The sequence below is a fragment of the Pantoea sp. Ap-870 genome, assembly GCF_011752515.1.
Classification (GTDB): Bacteria; Pseudomonadota; Gammaproteobacteria; order Enterobacterales; family Enterobacteriaceae; genus Pantoea; species Pantoea dispersa.
Genome location: NZ_VWXG01000013.1, coordinates 68,602 through 82,713 on the forward strand (window position 1 = coordinate 68,602; position 14,112 = coordinate 82,713).

At 55.0% G+C, this 14,112-nt stretch carries 14 protein-coding genes and 4 pseudogenes; 10 read left to right on the forward strand and 8 right to left on the reverse strand.

The window, feature by feature from the left end; genetic code table 11:
* Positions 1-65: 65 nt before the first annotated feature.
* Positions 66-413 (reverse strand): annotated as a pseudogene (gene tnpB / locus F3J41_RS22440) (IS66 family insertion sequence element accessory protein TnpB).
* Complete coding sequence (gene tnpA / locus F3J41_RS22445; protein ID WP_166712518.1) at positions 410-1,045, reverse strand: IS66-like element accessory protein TnpA; 636 nt, start codon at positions 1,043-1,045, stop codon at positions 410-412. The pseudogene tnpB and the gene tnpA overlap by 4 nt, the downstream one beginning before the upstream one ends.
* Positions 1,046-1,277: 232 nt before the next feature.
* On the opposite strand from tnpA, the gene F3J41_RS22450 reads away from it, so the two are divergent.
* Positions 1,278-1,511 (forward strand): EexN family lipoprotein, encoded by a 234-nt coding sequence (locus F3J41_RS22450; protein ID WP_233209879.1) that lies wholly within the window; start codon positions 1,278-1,280, stop codon positions 1,509-1,511.
* Between the two features lie 167 nt (positions 1,512-1,678).
* Here F3J41_RS22450 and F3J41_RS22455 read toward each other — a convergent pair whose 3' ends face one another.
* Positions 1,679-2,671: a hypothetical protein gene (locus F3J41_RS22455; protein WP_104094456.1), complete on the reverse strand. Its 993-nt coding sequence runs from the start codon at positions 2,669-2,671 to the stop codon at positions 1,679-1,681.
* Between the two features lie 860 nt (positions 2,672-3,531).
* Positions 3,532-3,774, reverse strand: a pseudogene (locus F3J41_RS23625) (DNA polymerase III subunit theta).
* Positions 3,775-3,828: 54 nt separating this feature from the next.
* On the opposite strand from F3J41_RS23625, the gene F3J41_RS22465 reads away from it, so the two are divergent.
* From F3J41_RS22465 to F3J41_RS23610, 3 genes and pseudogenes are all read left to right on the forward strand, one after another.
* Positions 3,829-4,503 (forward strand): SOS response-associated peptidase family protein, encoded by a 675-nt coding sequence (locus F3J41_RS22465; RefSeq protein WP_104094457.1) that lies wholly within the window; start codon positions 3,829-3,831, stop codon positions 4,501-4,503.
* Between the two features lie 501 nt (positions 4,504-5,004).
* A complete protein-coding gene (gene umuD, locus F3J41_RS22470) occupies positions 5,005-5,454 on the forward strand; it encodes a translesion error-prone DNA polymerase V autoproteolytic subunit (protein ID WP_021507970.1) in 450 nt (149 codons plus the stop codon).
* Positions 5,455-5,462: 8 nt separating this feature from the next.
* Positions 5,463-5,564 (forward strand): annotated as a pseudogene (locus F3J41_RS23610) (hypothetical protein); the annotation flags it as partial.
* A gap of 116 nt (positions 5,565-5,680) precedes the next feature.
* Here F3J41_RS23610 and F3J41_RS22480 read toward each other — a convergent pair.
* Positions 5,681-6,571, reverse strand: coding sequence for a LysR family transcriptional regulator (locus F3J41_RS22480; protein ID WP_166712522.1), 891 nt, complete (start codon positions 6,569-6,571; stop codon positions 5,681-5,683).
* Between the two features lie 107 nt (positions 6,572-6,678).
* On the opposite strand from F3J41_RS22480, the gene F3J41_RS22485 reads away from it, so the two are divergent.
* Genes F3J41_RS22485 through F3J41_RS22505 form a run of 5 tightly spaced genes read left to right on the forward strand, consistent with a single transcriptional unit; the run spans position 6,679 to position 10,715 of the window.
* The gene (locus F3J41_RS22485; protein WP_166712523.1) at positions 6,679-7,350 is read left to right on the forward strand and encodes an RraA family protein; all 672 of its coding nucleotides are present in this window, start codon (positions 6,679-6,681) and stop codon (positions 7,348-7,350) included.
* The gene (locus tag F3J41_RS22490; RefSeq protein WP_166712525.1) at positions 7,343-8,008 is read left to right on the forward strand and encodes an RraA family protein; all 666 of its coding nucleotides are present in this window, start codon (positions 7,343-7,345) and stop codon (positions 8,006-8,008) included. Before F3J41_RS22485 ends, F3J41_RS22490 begins: the two co-directional genes overlap by 8 nt.
* On the forward strand, positions 8,005-8,634 hold the full coding sequence (locus F3J41_RS22495; protein ID WP_166712527.1) for an RraA family protein: 630 nt from the start codon (positions 8,005-8,007) through the stop codon (positions 8,632-8,634). The genes F3J41_RS22490 and F3J41_RS22495 overlap by 4 nt, the downstream gene beginning before the upstream one ends.
* Entirely contained in the window at positions 8,631-9,842 is a 1,212-nt protein-coding gene (locus F3J41_RS22500) for a pyridoxal phosphate-dependent aminotransferase (protein ID WP_166712529.1), read from the forward strand. Before F3J41_RS22495 ends, F3J41_RS22500 begins: the two co-directional genes overlap by 4 nt.
* A gap of 48 nt (positions 9,843-9,890) precedes the next feature.
* Positions 9,891-10,715 (forward strand): alpha/beta fold hydrolase, encoded by an 825-nt coding sequence (locus F3J41_RS22505; RefSeq protein WP_247656323.1) that lies wholly within the window; start codon positions 9,891-9,893, stop codon positions 10,713-10,715.
* Positions 10,716-10,945: 230 nt separating this feature from the next.
* Here the strand turns inward: F3J41_RS22505 and F3J41_RS22510 are convergent, their stop codons facing one another.
* Complete coding sequence (locus tag F3J41_RS22510) at positions 10,946-11,644, reverse strand: helix-turn-helix domain-containing protein (RefSeq protein WP_166712531.1); 699 nt, start codon at positions 11,642-11,644, stop codon at positions 10,946-10,948.
* Between the two features lie 148 nt (positions 11,645-11,792).
* Here F3J41_RS22510 and umuC point away from each other — a divergent pair.
* Positions 11,793-12,971 (forward strand): annotated as a pseudogene (gene umuC, locus F3J41_RS22515) (translesion error-prone DNA polymerase V subunit UmuC); the annotation flags it as partial.
* A 314-nt stretch (positions 12,972-13,285) separates the two neighbouring features.
* Here the strand turns inward: umuC and F3J41_RS22520 are convergent.
* Both F3J41_RS22520 and F3J41_RS22525 read right to left on the reverse strand, forming a co-directional pair.
* Positions 13,286-13,525: a hypothetical protein gene (locus F3J41_RS22520; RefSeq protein ID WP_166712533.1), complete on the reverse strand. Its 240-nt coding sequence runs from the start codon at positions 13,523-13,525 to the stop codon at positions 13,286-13,288.
* Positions 13,526-13,608: 83 nt separating this feature from the next.
* Positions 13,609-13,842, reverse strand: coding sequence for a plasmid partition protein ParG (locus tag F3J41_RS22525; RefSeq protein ID WP_141496951.1), 234 nt, complete (start codon positions 13,840-13,842; stop codon positions 13,609-13,611).
* Positions 13,843-14,112 lie beyond the last annotated feature (270 nt).

Here is a 14,112-nt window from a genome sequence, read left to right on the forward strand (position 1 = left end):
AGCAGCGCCCTGAGCCGGGCGTTTTCATCAGGGGGGAGGTGTCCATGCCCCCATTTTACAGCAGGTTATATCCGCAGACCAGGACGTTCCGTCCGCTGCGGGTGCTTCCAGTTAATGCCTTCCAGCAACATGGACAGCTACGCCGGCGTCAGGTGGACTTTTCCGTCGCGGGTCACCGGCCAGACGAAGCGCCCGCGCTCCAGGCGTTTGGTGAACAGGCACAGGCCGTCCCGATCCGCCCACAGCACCTTTATCATGTCGCCGCGGCGACCACGGAAGATGAACAGGTGGCCGCTGAACGGGTCAGCACGAAGCGTATTCTGCACCTTTGATGCCAGACCGTTGAAGCCGTTACGCATGTCGGTCACGCCGGCAACCAGCCAGATGCGTGAGCCTGCGGGGGGAGATATCATCGGCTCCCTCCTTTCATTTCACGGATGAGCACCTGCAGCATTTCCGGCGTCAGTGTGCCTTTTAGCCTCACGGTACCGGAAGGAAGAACCAGTTCGCAGCACAGTGTTTCACCTGACGTATTTTCCGGTCCGGAGGCCGGAACGGCGACGGTTCTGTCCGGTTCGGCGGATAGCATGACAGGAAGCAGTGCCGGCTCACTGTTGTGTGGAAGCAACAGGCCTTTCCGATAAAGGCTGCGCCAGTTGAACAGCAGGTTATCGTTAATGCCGTTTTCGCGTGCCAGCTGGGCCACATTAAGGCCTGGCTGTAGTGATTTCTCGACCAGTGCGATTTTGAACGCTCGCGGGAAGTTTGGTCTGCGGATACGCTTTCTGACGATCGGTTTTGCGGTCATAACGGTAACCACAGGTGCTGGCGGTACGCTGAAGAGAGGGCGGTAAAGACACTCATCCAGTTTTTGTTCCGACATGGCGGAGGGCAAAGGCCATGAAAGCCCTGCTTTCCGGAAGCGAACAAAAAGATCGCAAACGGTCGTTTTTGGAATTCCCAGACGGCGTCCGGCCTCGACCCGGGCTAAATTCTCGTCGAAGTGCAGATGCAGGGCTTCAAGTAGCCAGGTCCGGTGTTTCATACGCTAATGTCCATTATAAATGATGGACATTATTGTCACGGAGCCGGAGGGAAACGGACAGACGGTCTATATGAGACGCTTACGATTATGATGCAGCAGAGCTGAAACATAATCCCGCGAACAGTTAGAGCCAAATGCCGTGTTCGGCAAAATTCCTATTATTTCTAACCATGTATCAATACGCGCTCCCGGTTTATAATTGTTGTCGCGATTCACTTACCAAAAGGAAAATATGATGAAAAAGGGACTACTTTTACTTGGCCTGCTGACCGCCGTACTGCTTACCGGTTGCGATGCGGGCGCTAAAAGTCTTGAGTGGTATAAAGCGCACGATAAAGAGCGGACCGCTAAATATGAGGAATGCAGGAAAGCTTCCGATCCGCGCGGCACAGAAGACTGTCGCAACGCTATTGATGCCACAGTCCTCGGAGGCTCCTTCACAAAAAGTCCGGAAAAGAGTTGGTAGGAGCCCGGCAGACCGCCACCAGACTTTTTTTCGCCCTTTTCGAGACAGTCTGGTTTTCCGACATTCATGAATTAAACTGACGCAGGGTTGTGTCCGCTATTAGCGATGAGCAGAATTAGGCGGATAATCTATGAGATGATTAGTGAGTTAATGGTGATGTACTATAACTAATCATCACGGCGGTTACGTTCATATCCTCTGCGTCCTCTCATCGCCTGTTCGTTGTTGAGCGCAATATAGCGCTCAAATCGGCCACTAAGTTGCGTAAGTTTGCGTGGCAAATCTTTGGTGACAAAGGCTTCCGGGATATCAAAGTCATCCAGATGCCCTACCAGAAACTGGTGCACTTTTTCCAATACGTCTAACAATGTAATGTTGTTACTTTGCTGCTTCTCTAACAACGGTCCCTGCCAGATGTGCCAGAATGCTTGCTGACGAAGACAATTTTCACTGCCCGCCAGTTGCCAGAGTTCCATAAACATTTTCCGAGCAATCTTAAACGGCTCACCATCAAACGCCTCGATAAGAAAGTAGTAACATGGAATTTTAAGCGCGTTGATTCTGGCGATCTCAATTTCAGGATCACGACGCAAATCAATGAGGTTACTGAATCGTGAGCGCATACAGGCTATGGGATTTAACACCCTGACTTTTTCGTTCATTTCCGGGATATCTGGGCCGGTTGCTTCCACATAAAACGGGGTGGTATGGAGGTAAAGCTTGCTCCCCAGAAAATCAGAGCGTTCAAAGCCTCCAGGATGGTCGATAATATCCACTACATTTGGCTCGTCAGGCGCATCCGGCACAGCAAACAAACGATTATCATCTCGTTTAATATCATGAGTGTCCTGATCGATAAGCATGAATTTAGCTAGAGATGGTGGTTGACCGTCCTTGTTTTCCCACGCCTTTACGTTGAGCGTTTCAGCTATGGCTGCAATATCGTCTCTTCGGGCGCTGTAGTCGCAGTCCACAGAGGTAGTAAGACGCTCATCAGGCAACTTGTCGCCGTATTGAGCATGATAATAGGATATCCAGTATTGAACGGCTTGGCCGCCCACAGTGATCACCGCATGCTTGAACTGATCTGCGTTGCAGATCAGTTGCTGATTTAGCAGGTACACCTGCTCGTAAGGGGGGATAACATTTTGAATAGACATAAAAAAACCATCAGTGGGTGATGGTTTATTTTGCAACAAAGTTCATTGTCAGGCAAAAGCGATCTTATGGGCAAACTTGTTGCTGGCTGACTTGCTGAATCGACTTTTGACTGCAGGTTGGTACCCAGCACGACCAAGCGCAACCTGCACTGCTACAGCATTGTAGCGTTTATGCTGCTTCTGTTTAGCTTGTGCGGGAGTCATAATCTAGTACCTGAAGGTAGTTATATAAAAATGAGTTGCAGTAAATATACGTCACGAATCTTCGTTACGCAATAGTATACTATTAATGCAACCATTGAGTACTTTCAGAGTACAAAGTAAGTAGTAAACTCTTGGATAAGAGTATAGATATCCTTGTTTGCCAGATACTCATATATCATTTCCAAGAAACTCTACTACCCTTAAGTCTTTGAAATAAAAATTTATTTTCTCGCAGTAAAAGAGTAGGAAAGTCTGCCATCATTGTACAAACTTGGCGAAACCACTTGAAACCCCGCTCATGGCACAAAGTGGATTAATGCTTTTCAGTTCACTCACATTCGATAAAACCCCTTTCCTTACAAGCTACTGCTCTGCAGCAGGCAGGGCACTACATCATCTTGTAATGACTGCAGCTGACAGTGCTACCATATGTTGTTCCGGACGGGGCGATACATCTTCCCTCGGGCGTTGTTCTGCACCCGCCCCGTCCGGCCCGTTAGGTTATACTTCGATGAGTGCGGGTTTCCCCGTACCGGATTCTGCGCCAGCAAAGTTTTGATTTTTGCTATTACACTGAGCTCAGAGTGGCGTAGTTCAGGCCCAAAAATGACACCTCTGTCTTCAAGCCAGTCTCCGATTTTCGCTCAATGAAGCAGCTATTTCTCAGGTTCCTTCTGATAAACAGGATCGCTGCCTCGCGGGAACTTCAGCGCTTCTTGCCGGTAAAATTTCAGGCGCTCCCGGAAGTATTCACGCATTTCTTCTGGCTACTGCCGCTCAACTTCTGCAGGTATTACCGGCTGGTTCAGTCGCTCTTTGTAGGCCACGCCTGACGCAGCTAAATCCACATTAACTCTGTCGCGCTCTTCCCGGGTCCGGGCTGCAAGGTTATATGACATGATGATTCCTCCGGATAACAGTATACCGCCTATGCTGAATAGCAGGAGGTGCTTATGTGTGGACGATTTGCGCAGTACAGCAGCAGGGATGACTATTTTGAAGCGCTGGGGATTGGCCCGGAGGAATTAACCCGCGATCCGGAGCCAATTGGGCGGTACAACGTGGCGCCAGCCACAAAAGTTCTGTTACTCAGTGAGCGTGACGGAGAGCTGAAGTTCGATCCGGTGTACTGGGGCTACGGGCCCGAATGGTGGGATAAACAACCACTCATCAATGCCCGCAGTGAAACTGCCGCATCAGGTCGCATGTTTAAACCGCTGTGGGAACACGGCCGGGCCATCGTGCCTGCAGATGGCTGGTTTGAGTGGCAAAGAAACGGTGCCGGAAAACAGCCATATTTCATTTACCACCGTGAGAGGCAGCCGCTGTTTTTCGCGGCCATCGGGAACCCCCCCATTGATAGGGAACACGGCCGGGAGGGCTTTGTTATCGTCACCGCAGCCAGCAATCAGGGCATGGTAGACATACATGACCGCCGTCCACTGGTCCTGACTGCAGACGCGGTCCGGGAATGGCTGAGTAATGACACTTCGCCGGCGCGTGCAGCTGAGATCGCACATGACAGCGCACTTCCTGAGTCCGCTTTTACCTGGCATCCGGTCACCACAAAGGTGGGCAACGTTCATAACCAGGGTCCGGAGCTTGTTCAGACAACTGACAGCAACTGATCTAACAGTCATTGCACTCGTCTGCAAATCACCCTGGAAGTGCTTTGCTGTTTGCGCCAGCCCCCAACGCTCGCCGCAGTCACGGCTGAGGCGTACCGCAGCAGCGCGAGGAACGAACAGTCGTGTCGAGGAAGCGTCATTCCACCGATGCCGGTATTGACTGCTTACGCACAATGCGCTTTTTATGCATTTCAACAAAACCAGCCCGGCCACAGAGCGCCGGGCTGTTACGGTATAACCGGAAACGCCTCTCCACGTCTGCCGGCCCTGACCTGAGCATAGTGGCGCTGCTCAGCATCAGCCAGGCCGACCTTCATAAAAATTTCCCGGCGGGTCAGTCAGATGGCTTCGCTTCGGCGCAACCCGTTTCGCTCCCTCTTGCCAGATAATTTCGCCTCAATAATACTGTACATATAAACAGTAAAATAACAGGAGGAATTTTATGCGCGATTTACTCAGCTCTTTCGCAGTCGCACTGCAGCATGGCCGGGGTTGCAGATCATGAACCCGGGCAGCTATACCGCCGGCCTGACGCTGCTCTGGCCACCCATTTTTACGCCGAGGGTCAGGGTACCGCTTTATGCCGATCCGTGCGCCGCCGGCTTCCCCTCCCCTGCACAGGATTATGTCGAGAAAGAGCTCGACCTGAATGAATTGTGTATCCGCCGGCGCGCCTCAACCTTCTTCGTGCGCGCCAGCGGCAACAGCATGCGTGACCTGGGCCTCTGCGACGGCGACGTCATGGTGGTTGACCGGGCCGAGGAGGCCGCTCACGGCGATATCGTGATTGCCGAGGTCAACGGCGAGTTTACGGTCAAGCGCCTGCAGCTGCAGCCCAGGCTCGCGCTGCTGCCCATGAACCCGGCCTACCCGGTGATCTACCCGGAGGAGCTGCAGCTGCTCGGCGTCGTGACCTGGTTCTTCAACAGCACCCGTGCCCGCCGGAGGTGATCATGCCCATGTTTGGTCTGGCCGACGTCAACTCCTTTTACGCCAGCTGTGAGGCGCTGTTCCGCCCTGACCTGCGCGGCAGACCGGTGGTAGTGCTGAGTAACAATGATCTGAGTGATAAGTAGTGTTAGTTAGTTTCGTGGTTTCAATTTTTCAGGTTTGAAGAATTGAATGGTCCGCTATGTGCGAAAAACGGGTACTGAGTGTGAAGACCGGGGGGCGTAACTCAGCCCGAACTGATAAGCCCGACAAACCTGTCAACCAGTGGGTTTTCACTCACTGATGACCAGGCAACGGCGGTGGTAATGACCTGAATGTTTTCTTCCAACGGGATGGTGACCACGTTTGCAGGAGAAAGGCGCTCCAGAGAAGCCGGTACCAGCGCTACTCCCTGCTCACAGCTGACAAACGCAATCTGCGAAGCAACGGACCGCACCTCGTGCAGGATCCGGGGTGAAAAGCCTTTTTCACGGCAGGCTGCGGTTATAGAGTCAAAATAAACCGGGCTCAGATGACGCGAAAACATCACCCACTCTTCACTCATCAGTGAGCGGAGAGCGATCCGGTGCTGCCCCGCAAGCCGGTGATTATGAGGCAGTGCGACAACGAGCCTGTCACTGGAAACCGGCATTTGTTCAATGCCTTCCCCCATGTCACCCGTAAGGCGGGCAAAAGCAAGGTCGATTTCTCCGGCGGAAAGTGCCGGAATAGCCTCAGCGCTGTCAATTTCCTTGACGGAAACGGTCACCTCCGGCATCAGCGCTTTCATCTGCTTGATGTAGGCCGGCAGAACATCAAGCATCGCGGTACTGATGGCCCCGATGGTCAGCATCCCGGTATGGCCTGCTACCGCCTCACTGACAGCCAGCTCCAGCCGTTCAGCCTGTTCGGCAAACTTTCTTACTGCCGGCAGAATGGCCTGTCCCGCCGGCGTCAGCTGTATTTTTCTTCTGGAGCGGTCAAACAGCTGCACCTTCAGCGTCTGCTCCAGCACCTGGATCTGCTGCGTCAGGGGCGGCTGCGTCATGCCCAGTCTCTTTGCGGCCCGGCCAAAGTGTTTTTCCTCGGCCACGGCCAGAAAAAGCCACATGTGCCGCAGTATGCGAAAATTCATCATCTCCTCCGATACGTTTTTTATATCAAACCAATTCGCAATAAGGATTTTTAATATCAGACTGTACCGCTGATAGTGTCTGACATTCAACCAATCGCGGAGTGTGTTTTATGACGACGGACCTGGCATTAGCGAGGCTGGCTGAGCTGGACACCAATACGGTGTCAGACGCGCTGGATTTTCTTGACATCGAGGGGGCAACCTGGGGGATCGTTCCGCTGTGGGGCTGCCCGAAAATTACCGGGCGTGCCAGCACCATCCAGCTGGGCCCCAAAACCGATACCGGACCCACGGTACACCTTATTTCGCCCGTCATTGATGCGATTACCAGTAACGATCGCATTCTTGTCATCGCAGGTGGACAGGCGGGCATTTCCTGCTGGGGCGACATCCTGGCAAACGCGGCACGGGGCCGCGGCGTCCGGGGCTCTGTGATCGACGGCCTGAGTCGCGACATTGAGGGAAGCGAAGCCATCGGATATCCGGTTTACGGGCGCGGCGTAACGATGATCAGTGCGCGCAACCGGGTTATTCAGCTTTCTTCCGGACAGCCGGTCAGGTTTGCCGGCGTCGAGGTACGTCAGGACGACTACGTGATTGCCGACCGCTGCGGCACCGTATTTATCCCCGCTCATCGTATTGACGACGTTCTCGGACTGGCGCAAAAGATCGCCCGCCGGCAGGCCGGTATGGTCCGCGCCGTCCGCCGCGGTAACGCAGTGGCTGACGTAATGCATGACAGCGCCTTTGATGCCATCAGTACGGAGTCTGAAAATGACTGATAAAGATTATTCGCTTACCGATCTGTTCCGCGGACTGGACACGGCCGGCGTGTCCGATGCACTCGATAAGCTGGGTTTGCCGGGTCAGTGCTGCGACATCATGCCGCTGGATGACTACCGGCAGGCGACGGTCGGAGTGGCATGGACCGTCCGTTACGAGCCCGCCAGCAGTCCGCCCGGCACGGTAGGGGATTTTATTGATGACGTGCCGGCCGGAAGTTTTGTGGTTATCGATAACAACGGGCGCACTGACTGCACGGTCTGGGGCGACATCATGACTCAGGTGGCCGGAATGAAGGGGATTGCCGGCACGGTCATTGACGGTGTCTGTCGCGACGTGCACAAAGCGCTCGGGGATGGCTATCCGATGTTCACCCGCGGGCGTTTTATGCGGACCGGAAAAGATCGCGTGCAGGTGAGTGCGGTGAATCAGCCGGTTTCCATCGGAAGCGTGCGCGTCGAACCTGGTGACGTGGTGATTGCCGATGCCAGCGGCGTGGTGATTGTTCCGTCCGCAAGGGCAGAAGAGGTCGCGCGGGTTGCGCAGGACATTGAAAAAACTGAGTCGCAGATCCGCGAAGCGCTGGCGGAAGGAAAATCTCTTCGCCAGGCACGTGAAGAACTGGGCTATCACCTTCTTCAGAGGAAATCATCATGACATCGGTAACGGAGCAGCATGCCCGCCGGGCACTTGAGCTGGGCAGCGCCACGCTATACGAAGCCTCCGGGCTCGACTGTGCGGCAGATCCGCAGATCCGCAACATCTGGCGCGGCATGGCGATCGCGGCCCCGGCCTTTCCCGTCGCCTGTTCACCCGGCGATAACCTGGCGCTGCACCTTGCGCTTGAAAAGGCTCCGCGTGGCAGCGTGCTGGTCGTGACCACGGACGGCCACCTGGCCGGGTACTGGGGAGAGGTGCTGACGGTGGCGGCCCGGGCGGCCGGCCTTGCAGGCCTGATTACGGACGGCGGCGTCCGCGACATCGCGGCCATTAAGAAACACGACTTTCCGGTTTTCGCGCGCGGGGTGTCAGTGCGCGGCACGATAAAGAGCAGCTTTCAGTCCGTGGGGCAGCCTTTCCGCTTCACCGGCATTCCTGTCGACGCCGGTGACGTCGTTGTGGCGGATGATGACGGCGTCGTTATCATTCCGGCCGCTGAATTTTCCCGCGTGCTGCAGGACGGCGAGGCGCGTGAGGCAAAAGAAAGACTGATGATGGAAAAACTTAATGCAGGCAGCACCACGGTAGACTTAATGGGTCTCTCACAGTGGAGAACGCAATGACCGGGATTCAGAAGCTGAACCACTATCTTGACAGCGTCAGGCCTTCAGCCACCTACAGGATCATGGACAAGGTTGCGGAGCTGAAGGCGCAGGGGCGTAAAATCATTTCGCTCAGCGCCGGCGAGCCGGATTTCCCCACGCCCAGGCACATCTGCGCGGCCGCGATGATTGCCATACAGGACGGTCACACAAAGTACACACAGGTTGCCGGGCTCCGGGCGCTGCGGGAAGCCGTGGCCCGGAAGTTTAAAACGGACAACGGTCTGGATGTGTCCTGGGAAGACACGCTCGTGGGAAATGGCGGTAAACAGATTATCTATAATGCGCTTGCCGCCACCCTGAACGACGGGGATGAGGTGATCATCCCGGCGCCTTACTGGGTGAGCTATCCGGAAATGGTGCAGCTCTGCGGGGGAATACCGGTAATGCTGACGTGTGACGGCGGCAGTGGCTTCAAGCTGACGCCGGAACTGCTTGACGCGGCAGTCACCCCCCGCACGCGCTGGCTTATCCTTAACTCACCGTCCAACCCGACGGGGGCGGTTTACAGCGGGCAGGAGCTGCAGGCGCTGGGCCAGGCACTTCTCCGCCATCCGCAGGTGCTCATACTCTCTGATGATATTTACGAGCACCTGATTTTTGACGGCGCTAAGTTTTCGACCATGGCCGCCGCGGTGCCGGAACTGCAGCCCCGCACGCTGACCATGAACGGCGTGTCCAAGGCCTGGTCAATGACCGGCTGGCGCATCGGGTTCTGTACCGGTCCGCGCTGGCTTATCTCCGCCATGGAAAAGCTGCAGGGTCAGCAGACCTCCGGTGCCAGCTCCGTTTCACAGCATGCCGCCCTGGCGGCGCTGAACGGCCCGCGTGATTTTCTGAATACCTCCCGCGATGCCTTTACCGCCAGGCGGGACTTTGTGCTGAGCCAGCTTAACAGCGCGCCGGGCATCCGCTGCGCGACGCCTCAGGGGGCTTTTTATGTATTTGCCCACTGCGGCGGCCTCATCGGAAAAACGTCCGCGGGCGGTGCCCGCCTGAATTCAGATGAAGACGTGGCCACCGCACTGCTTGAAGAAAAAGGCGTGGCGGTGGTGCACGGCAGCGCGTTTGGCCTCGGCCCCTATATCCGCATTGCCTACGCCACCGATGACGCCTCGCTGAAGCAGGCATGTCAGCACATTACCGATTTCTGTCGCGCAGCACGCTGAGCGGCAGTCACTACATTCAGCCCCTTTCAGTCATCAGGAGCAGCCAGCTTGAGCAGCGAGTTTGAAAGCCGGACCTACGGCATCACAGTTGATAAGACAGAAATGCGCATCGCCGCCATTCACCGTCCGGGTCAGGGTGAACCCGTTCTGTTTTTACACGGTTTTGGATCCACCAAGGAAGACTATGCGGACATCATTCACTATGCCGGATTTCATGGCCGCCCGTTTCTGGCCTATGATGCACCGGGCTGCGGTGAAACACAGTGCAGTGATTTAAGCGCAATCAGTATCCCTTTTCTTGCTGAAACGGCGCTGGCGATGGTCAGCGTACTGGGCTATGAGCGTTTTCACCTGGTCGGGCACTCAATGGGCGGACTCACCGCCCTGATACTGGCGCATGCACACCCTGAACGCATACTGAGCTTTGTGGACATCGAGGGGAATATTGCCCCGGAAGACTGCTTCCTGAGCCGTCAGGTCGTGAACTATCCTGCAGGCAGTGATGAAGAGTTTTTTGACAATTTTATCACCCGCACCCGGCACGCTCCTGCCTGGGCAAGTGCGCTCTACTCGGCCAGCCTGCGTCACAAGGTCCGCGCCGGAGCGGTGAGGCCCATTTTCAGGTCAATGGTGAACTACTCTGATCACGGTGACCTGATGGCCAAGTTTCTTAATCTGCCGTGTCCGAAAATGTTCATGTATGGTGAACAGAACGCCACGCTCTCCTATCTTGAGCAAATCAGCGCACATGGTGTGCAGCTGGCTCAGATTCCGCATTGCGGGCATTTTCCGATGTATTCGAACCCTGAACTTATGTGGCGTCATATAAGAGAGTTCCAGCAGGCAGCATCCTTTGCCAGGCGGGCACGCTGAGGGCCATAACCTGATCAGCGCAGCTCTCTGACGTCAGTCGCGGAGCTGCGCGCAGCCGTTTATCTGTCACCCTCAGCAGGCAGACAGACTGGCTGGCTGCCTGCATCACCGGGCGGCCATCCTGTGCGCACCGGGAAAAGTTCAGGGCTCTCACCTCAGAATAGCCGCATCCGGTCTGTGGTTTCGTAACGGCCGGCTGCCACGCAGCAGGCATTCTCAGAATGATGCGTTTATGCAGCTTGCCCGGGCAGGAGTAATACCGTATGACGGTGAAACATGGCAATAAATGCCGAAACGCTGCTGTAACCCACCTCAAAAGCCACGCTTTCCACCTTCTGCCCTCTTTCCAGTAGGCTGACAGCCCTGACGACGCGCAGCCGCTGACGCCATTCATTCAGCGGCATGCCGAGTCTTTCCTGACACCTCCGGTTCAGCGTTCGGATGGTCGTACCCGCAGAGGCGGCCAGCACAGACAGCGGCGTTTTATCCGCGAGATTTTTCGCCAGCCTGTCGAGCACGGCGGCCAGCAGCGGATCGCTGGTAGACGGGAGGAAATTCTGATAGCGGGGTGCCGCGGCCAGCTGATCGCGCAGCACGTCAAGGAACCGGTTATTTTCAGCAGAAAGTGGCGCGCGGAGCGGATGCTGGCGAAGGTAATCGAGCATGGCAATGATCAGGGCGCTGACTTCCAGTGTGCAGGGCGTTCCCAGCATTCCCTGACAGAGTTCCGGCATCAGGTAGAACGAACAGTGGGACGCGCAGTAGTGGTTCAGACCTTCATGCACAACACCCGGAGGCAGCCATATTCCATAATGTGCCTGCGCTGTCAGATGATCAGCGTCCAGCCTGACCTCCATGACGCCGCTGAAAGAATACACAAACTCCCCCCTCGGGTGGGAGTGCACAGGATAAGCCGCTCCGGCGGGCATATTTGAAGATGCTTCTCATCTGATTCGCACTATTAAGTAGCTAACTAAAGTAACTCTACAAGTCTCATGACACAGAAAAAATTAGTAATTCGATACTGATTAAAATCATATCGTTACACATAATTAACTGTTAGCACCATTCAGATACAATGACGGCTGCGTCATCGCACGCAGCGCGGGCGCCAAAAAACTCGGCATAAAAATGGGCGCCCCGTGGTTTCAGATAAGGGGGCAGGATTTTGCCGAACGCGTGCATGTGTTCAGCTCAAACTATGCGCTTTATCATAGCCTTAGCCAGAGAGTGATGACAGCGCTGGAAGAGGTCACGCCCCGCGTTGAGCAGTATTCCATTGACGAAATGTTTCTGGACCTGACCGGCATCGATGGCTGCGAGGACTTTGAGCACTTCGGCCGGCGCCTGCGCGCGCACGTGCTGGCCACGACCGGCCTGACCGTCGGCGTGGGCATGGGGCCGACCAAAACCCTGGCAAAATCGGCGCAGTGGGCCAGCAAGGAGTGGCCGCAATTCCGGGGAGTGCTGGCGCTGACGCCGGGCAATCCGAAGCGCACCGCAACGCTGCTGGAAAACCAGCCCGTTGAGGAGATATGGGGCGTTGGCCGGCGCATCGGCAAAAGACTCAACCTGATGGGTATCGAAAATGCTCTGCAGCTGGCGCGCGCGCACCCTGCCCTCATCCGAAAGAATTTCAGCGTGGTGCTTGAGCGCACCGTGCGCGAGCTCAACGGTGAATCGTGCATTCCCCTGGAGGAGTTTGCGCCGGCAAAACAGCAGATCGTCTGCAGCCGCTCCTTTGGCGAGCGCATCACGACAAAAGTGGCCATGCAGGAAGCGCTGTGTCAGTACGCCACCCGGGCGGCGGAGAAACTGAGAAAAGAGCGCCAGTTCTGCCGGCGCATCAGCGTTTTTATCCGGACCTCGCCGCACGCACAGGGAGAAGTCTTTTACGGCAACAGCGCCGGCGAGAATCTCACCATACCCACGCAGGATACGCGTGACGTGATCGGGGTGGCAATGCGATCGCTCGACCGCATCTGGCTTGACGGGCGGCGCTATATGAAGGCCGGCATAATGCTCGATGACTTCACACCAGACGGCGTCAGTCAGCTTAACCTGTTCGATGAGGATAAGCCGCGGGCGAACAGCGCGCAGCTGATGAAGGTGCTTGACGGTATCAACCAGTCCGGTCTTGGCAACTTGTGGTTTGCACGTCAGGGAGTGAATACGGAATGGAAAATGAAGCGGCAAATGCTATCCCCGGCGTGGACAACGCGCTGGAGCGATATCCCCGTGGCGCGCGTTGAATAGCCAGGCGCAGGCAGCTAAAGCTGGACCTGATGGCTGCCGTCACCCTGCCCTATCAGGAAAACCGATGCCAGAATTCATCCACAATATACAGAGGCTTGCCGGGTTTCTTACCGCGGAAATAACTACCGCGTGGCAACTTGTCACCACTTGAAAGCTGACGAATCCAGTCTTCAAAAGCAGGGCAACGCCGGCGGTACCACCCCTTAAACATGTCGGCTGACTGACTATACTCATGCAGGTTTACTCCATACTCGCGCGCCTGCTGCAATAGACCCTGTATTCCCATCTTTGTGCCCTTTTTTTTGCTGTATTCTTCAGCGTGAGCTGTTTTTCTTCCAGGTATCATTGGCCATGAATGCCGCACGCGACACGCAAGCGCCCCACAGCAGCTGCAGGCCGATTTTTATCAACTCGCTGGCGTGCGGCAGGAAGAAGAGCGGCACGATAAATACCGCACTCAGCAGGAATCCCCATTCAGCAGCACTTTTTCTGTCTTTTCCATCGAGCTTTCTAAGCCCCATAAATCCCAAAATTAAATTGATCAGTCTGTTCATTGTGACCTTCAGATTTAGTGCCCCCAACATCTTCTCAAATGGCTTGCAACTTTATAGCCAGCAGATTAATCAGGGGATCACTTTTATTCGTTCTCTTTAAGCCAGTCATCAACAAGGAGGTTGATGACGTCTGTTATAGAAGTACCTTTTCTGGCGCAAGCAGCCTTGAATCTCAGGTGCTTTTCCTCATCAAAATTGACGTTTACACGCTTAGCTTTTCCAGTCACAACTGGAGTGGTGACAACATTTTTAAGATCCCTGTTTTCACCAAAAGTCATTTTCTTATTACTGCTGCTATGAGCCTTTTCAAGCGCCATGTGACTCTCCACGGAAAAATTTATCTGAGTATATGAGTATCTGAGTATCTGAGTATCTGAGTATCTGAGTATCTGAGTATCTGAGTGTCTGAGTGTCTGAGTGTCTGAACACCAAAAGCTTTAATCAAATGAGTACATGAGTGCATGAGTGCATGAGTGCATGAGTGCATGAGTGCATGAGTGCATGAGTGCATGAGTGCATGAGTGCATGAGTGCATGAGTGCATGAGTGCATGAGTGCATGAGTGCATGAGTGCATGAGTGCATGAGT

What these genes read in the sequence shown, in the direction of transcription:
- F3J41_RS22450 (WP_233209879.1), top strand. Translation starts at nt 1,278, where the DNA reads ATGATGAAAAAGGGACTACTTTTACTTGGCCTGCTGACCGCCGTACTG.
- F3J41_RS22500 (WP_166712529.1), top strand. Translation starts at nt 8,631, where the DNA reads ATGACCGGGATTCAGAAGCTGAACCACTATCTTGACAGCGTCAGGCCT.
- F3J41_RS22490 (WP_166712525.1), top strand. Translation starts at nt 7,343, where the DNA reads ATGACTGATAAAGATTATTCGCTTACCGATCTGTTCCGCGGACTGGAC.
- F3J41_RS22510 (WP_166712531.1), bottom strand. Translation starts at nt 11,644, where the DNA reads ATGCCCGCCGGAGCGGCTTATCCTGTGCACTCCCACCCGAGGGGGGAG.
- F3J41_RS22495 (WP_166712527.1), top strand. Translation starts at nt 8,005, where the DNA reads ATGACATCGGTAACGGAGCAGCATGCCCGCCGGGCACTTGAGCTGGGC.
- F3J41_RS22465 (WP_104094457.1), top strand. Translation starts at nt 3,829, where the DNA reads ATGTGTGGACGATTTGCGCAGTACAGCAGCAGGGATGACTATTTTGAA.
- umuD (WP_021507970.1), top strand. Translation starts at nt 5,005, where the DNA reads ATGAACCCGGGCAGCTATACCGCCGGCCTGACGCTGCTCTGGCCACCC.
- F3J41_RS22455 (WP_104094456.1), bottom strand. Translation starts at nt 2,671, where the DNA reads ATGTCTATTCAAAATGTTATCCCCCCTTACGAGCAGGTGTACCTGCTA.
- tnpA (WP_166712518.1), bottom strand. Translation starts at nt 1,045, where the DNA reads ATGAAACACCGGACCTGGCTACTTGAAGCCCTGCATCTGCACTTCGAC.
- F3J41_RS22525 (WP_141496951.1), bottom strand. Translation starts at nt 13,842, where the DNA reads ATGGCGCTTGAAAAGGCTCATAGCAGCAGTAATAAGAAAATGACTTTT.
- F3J41_RS22520 (WP_166712533.1), bottom strand. Translation starts at nt 13,525, where the DNA reads ATGAACAGACTGATCAATTTAATTTTGGGATTTATGGGGCTTAGAAAG.
- F3J41_RS22480 (WP_166712522.1), bottom strand. Translation starts at nt 6,571, where the DNA reads ATGATGAATTTTCGCATACTGCGGCACATGTGGCTTTTTCTGGCCGTG.
- F3J41_RS22485 (WP_166712523.1), top strand. Translation starts at nt 6,679, where the DNA reads ATGACGACGGACCTGGCATTAGCGAGGCTGGCTGAGCTGGACACCAAT.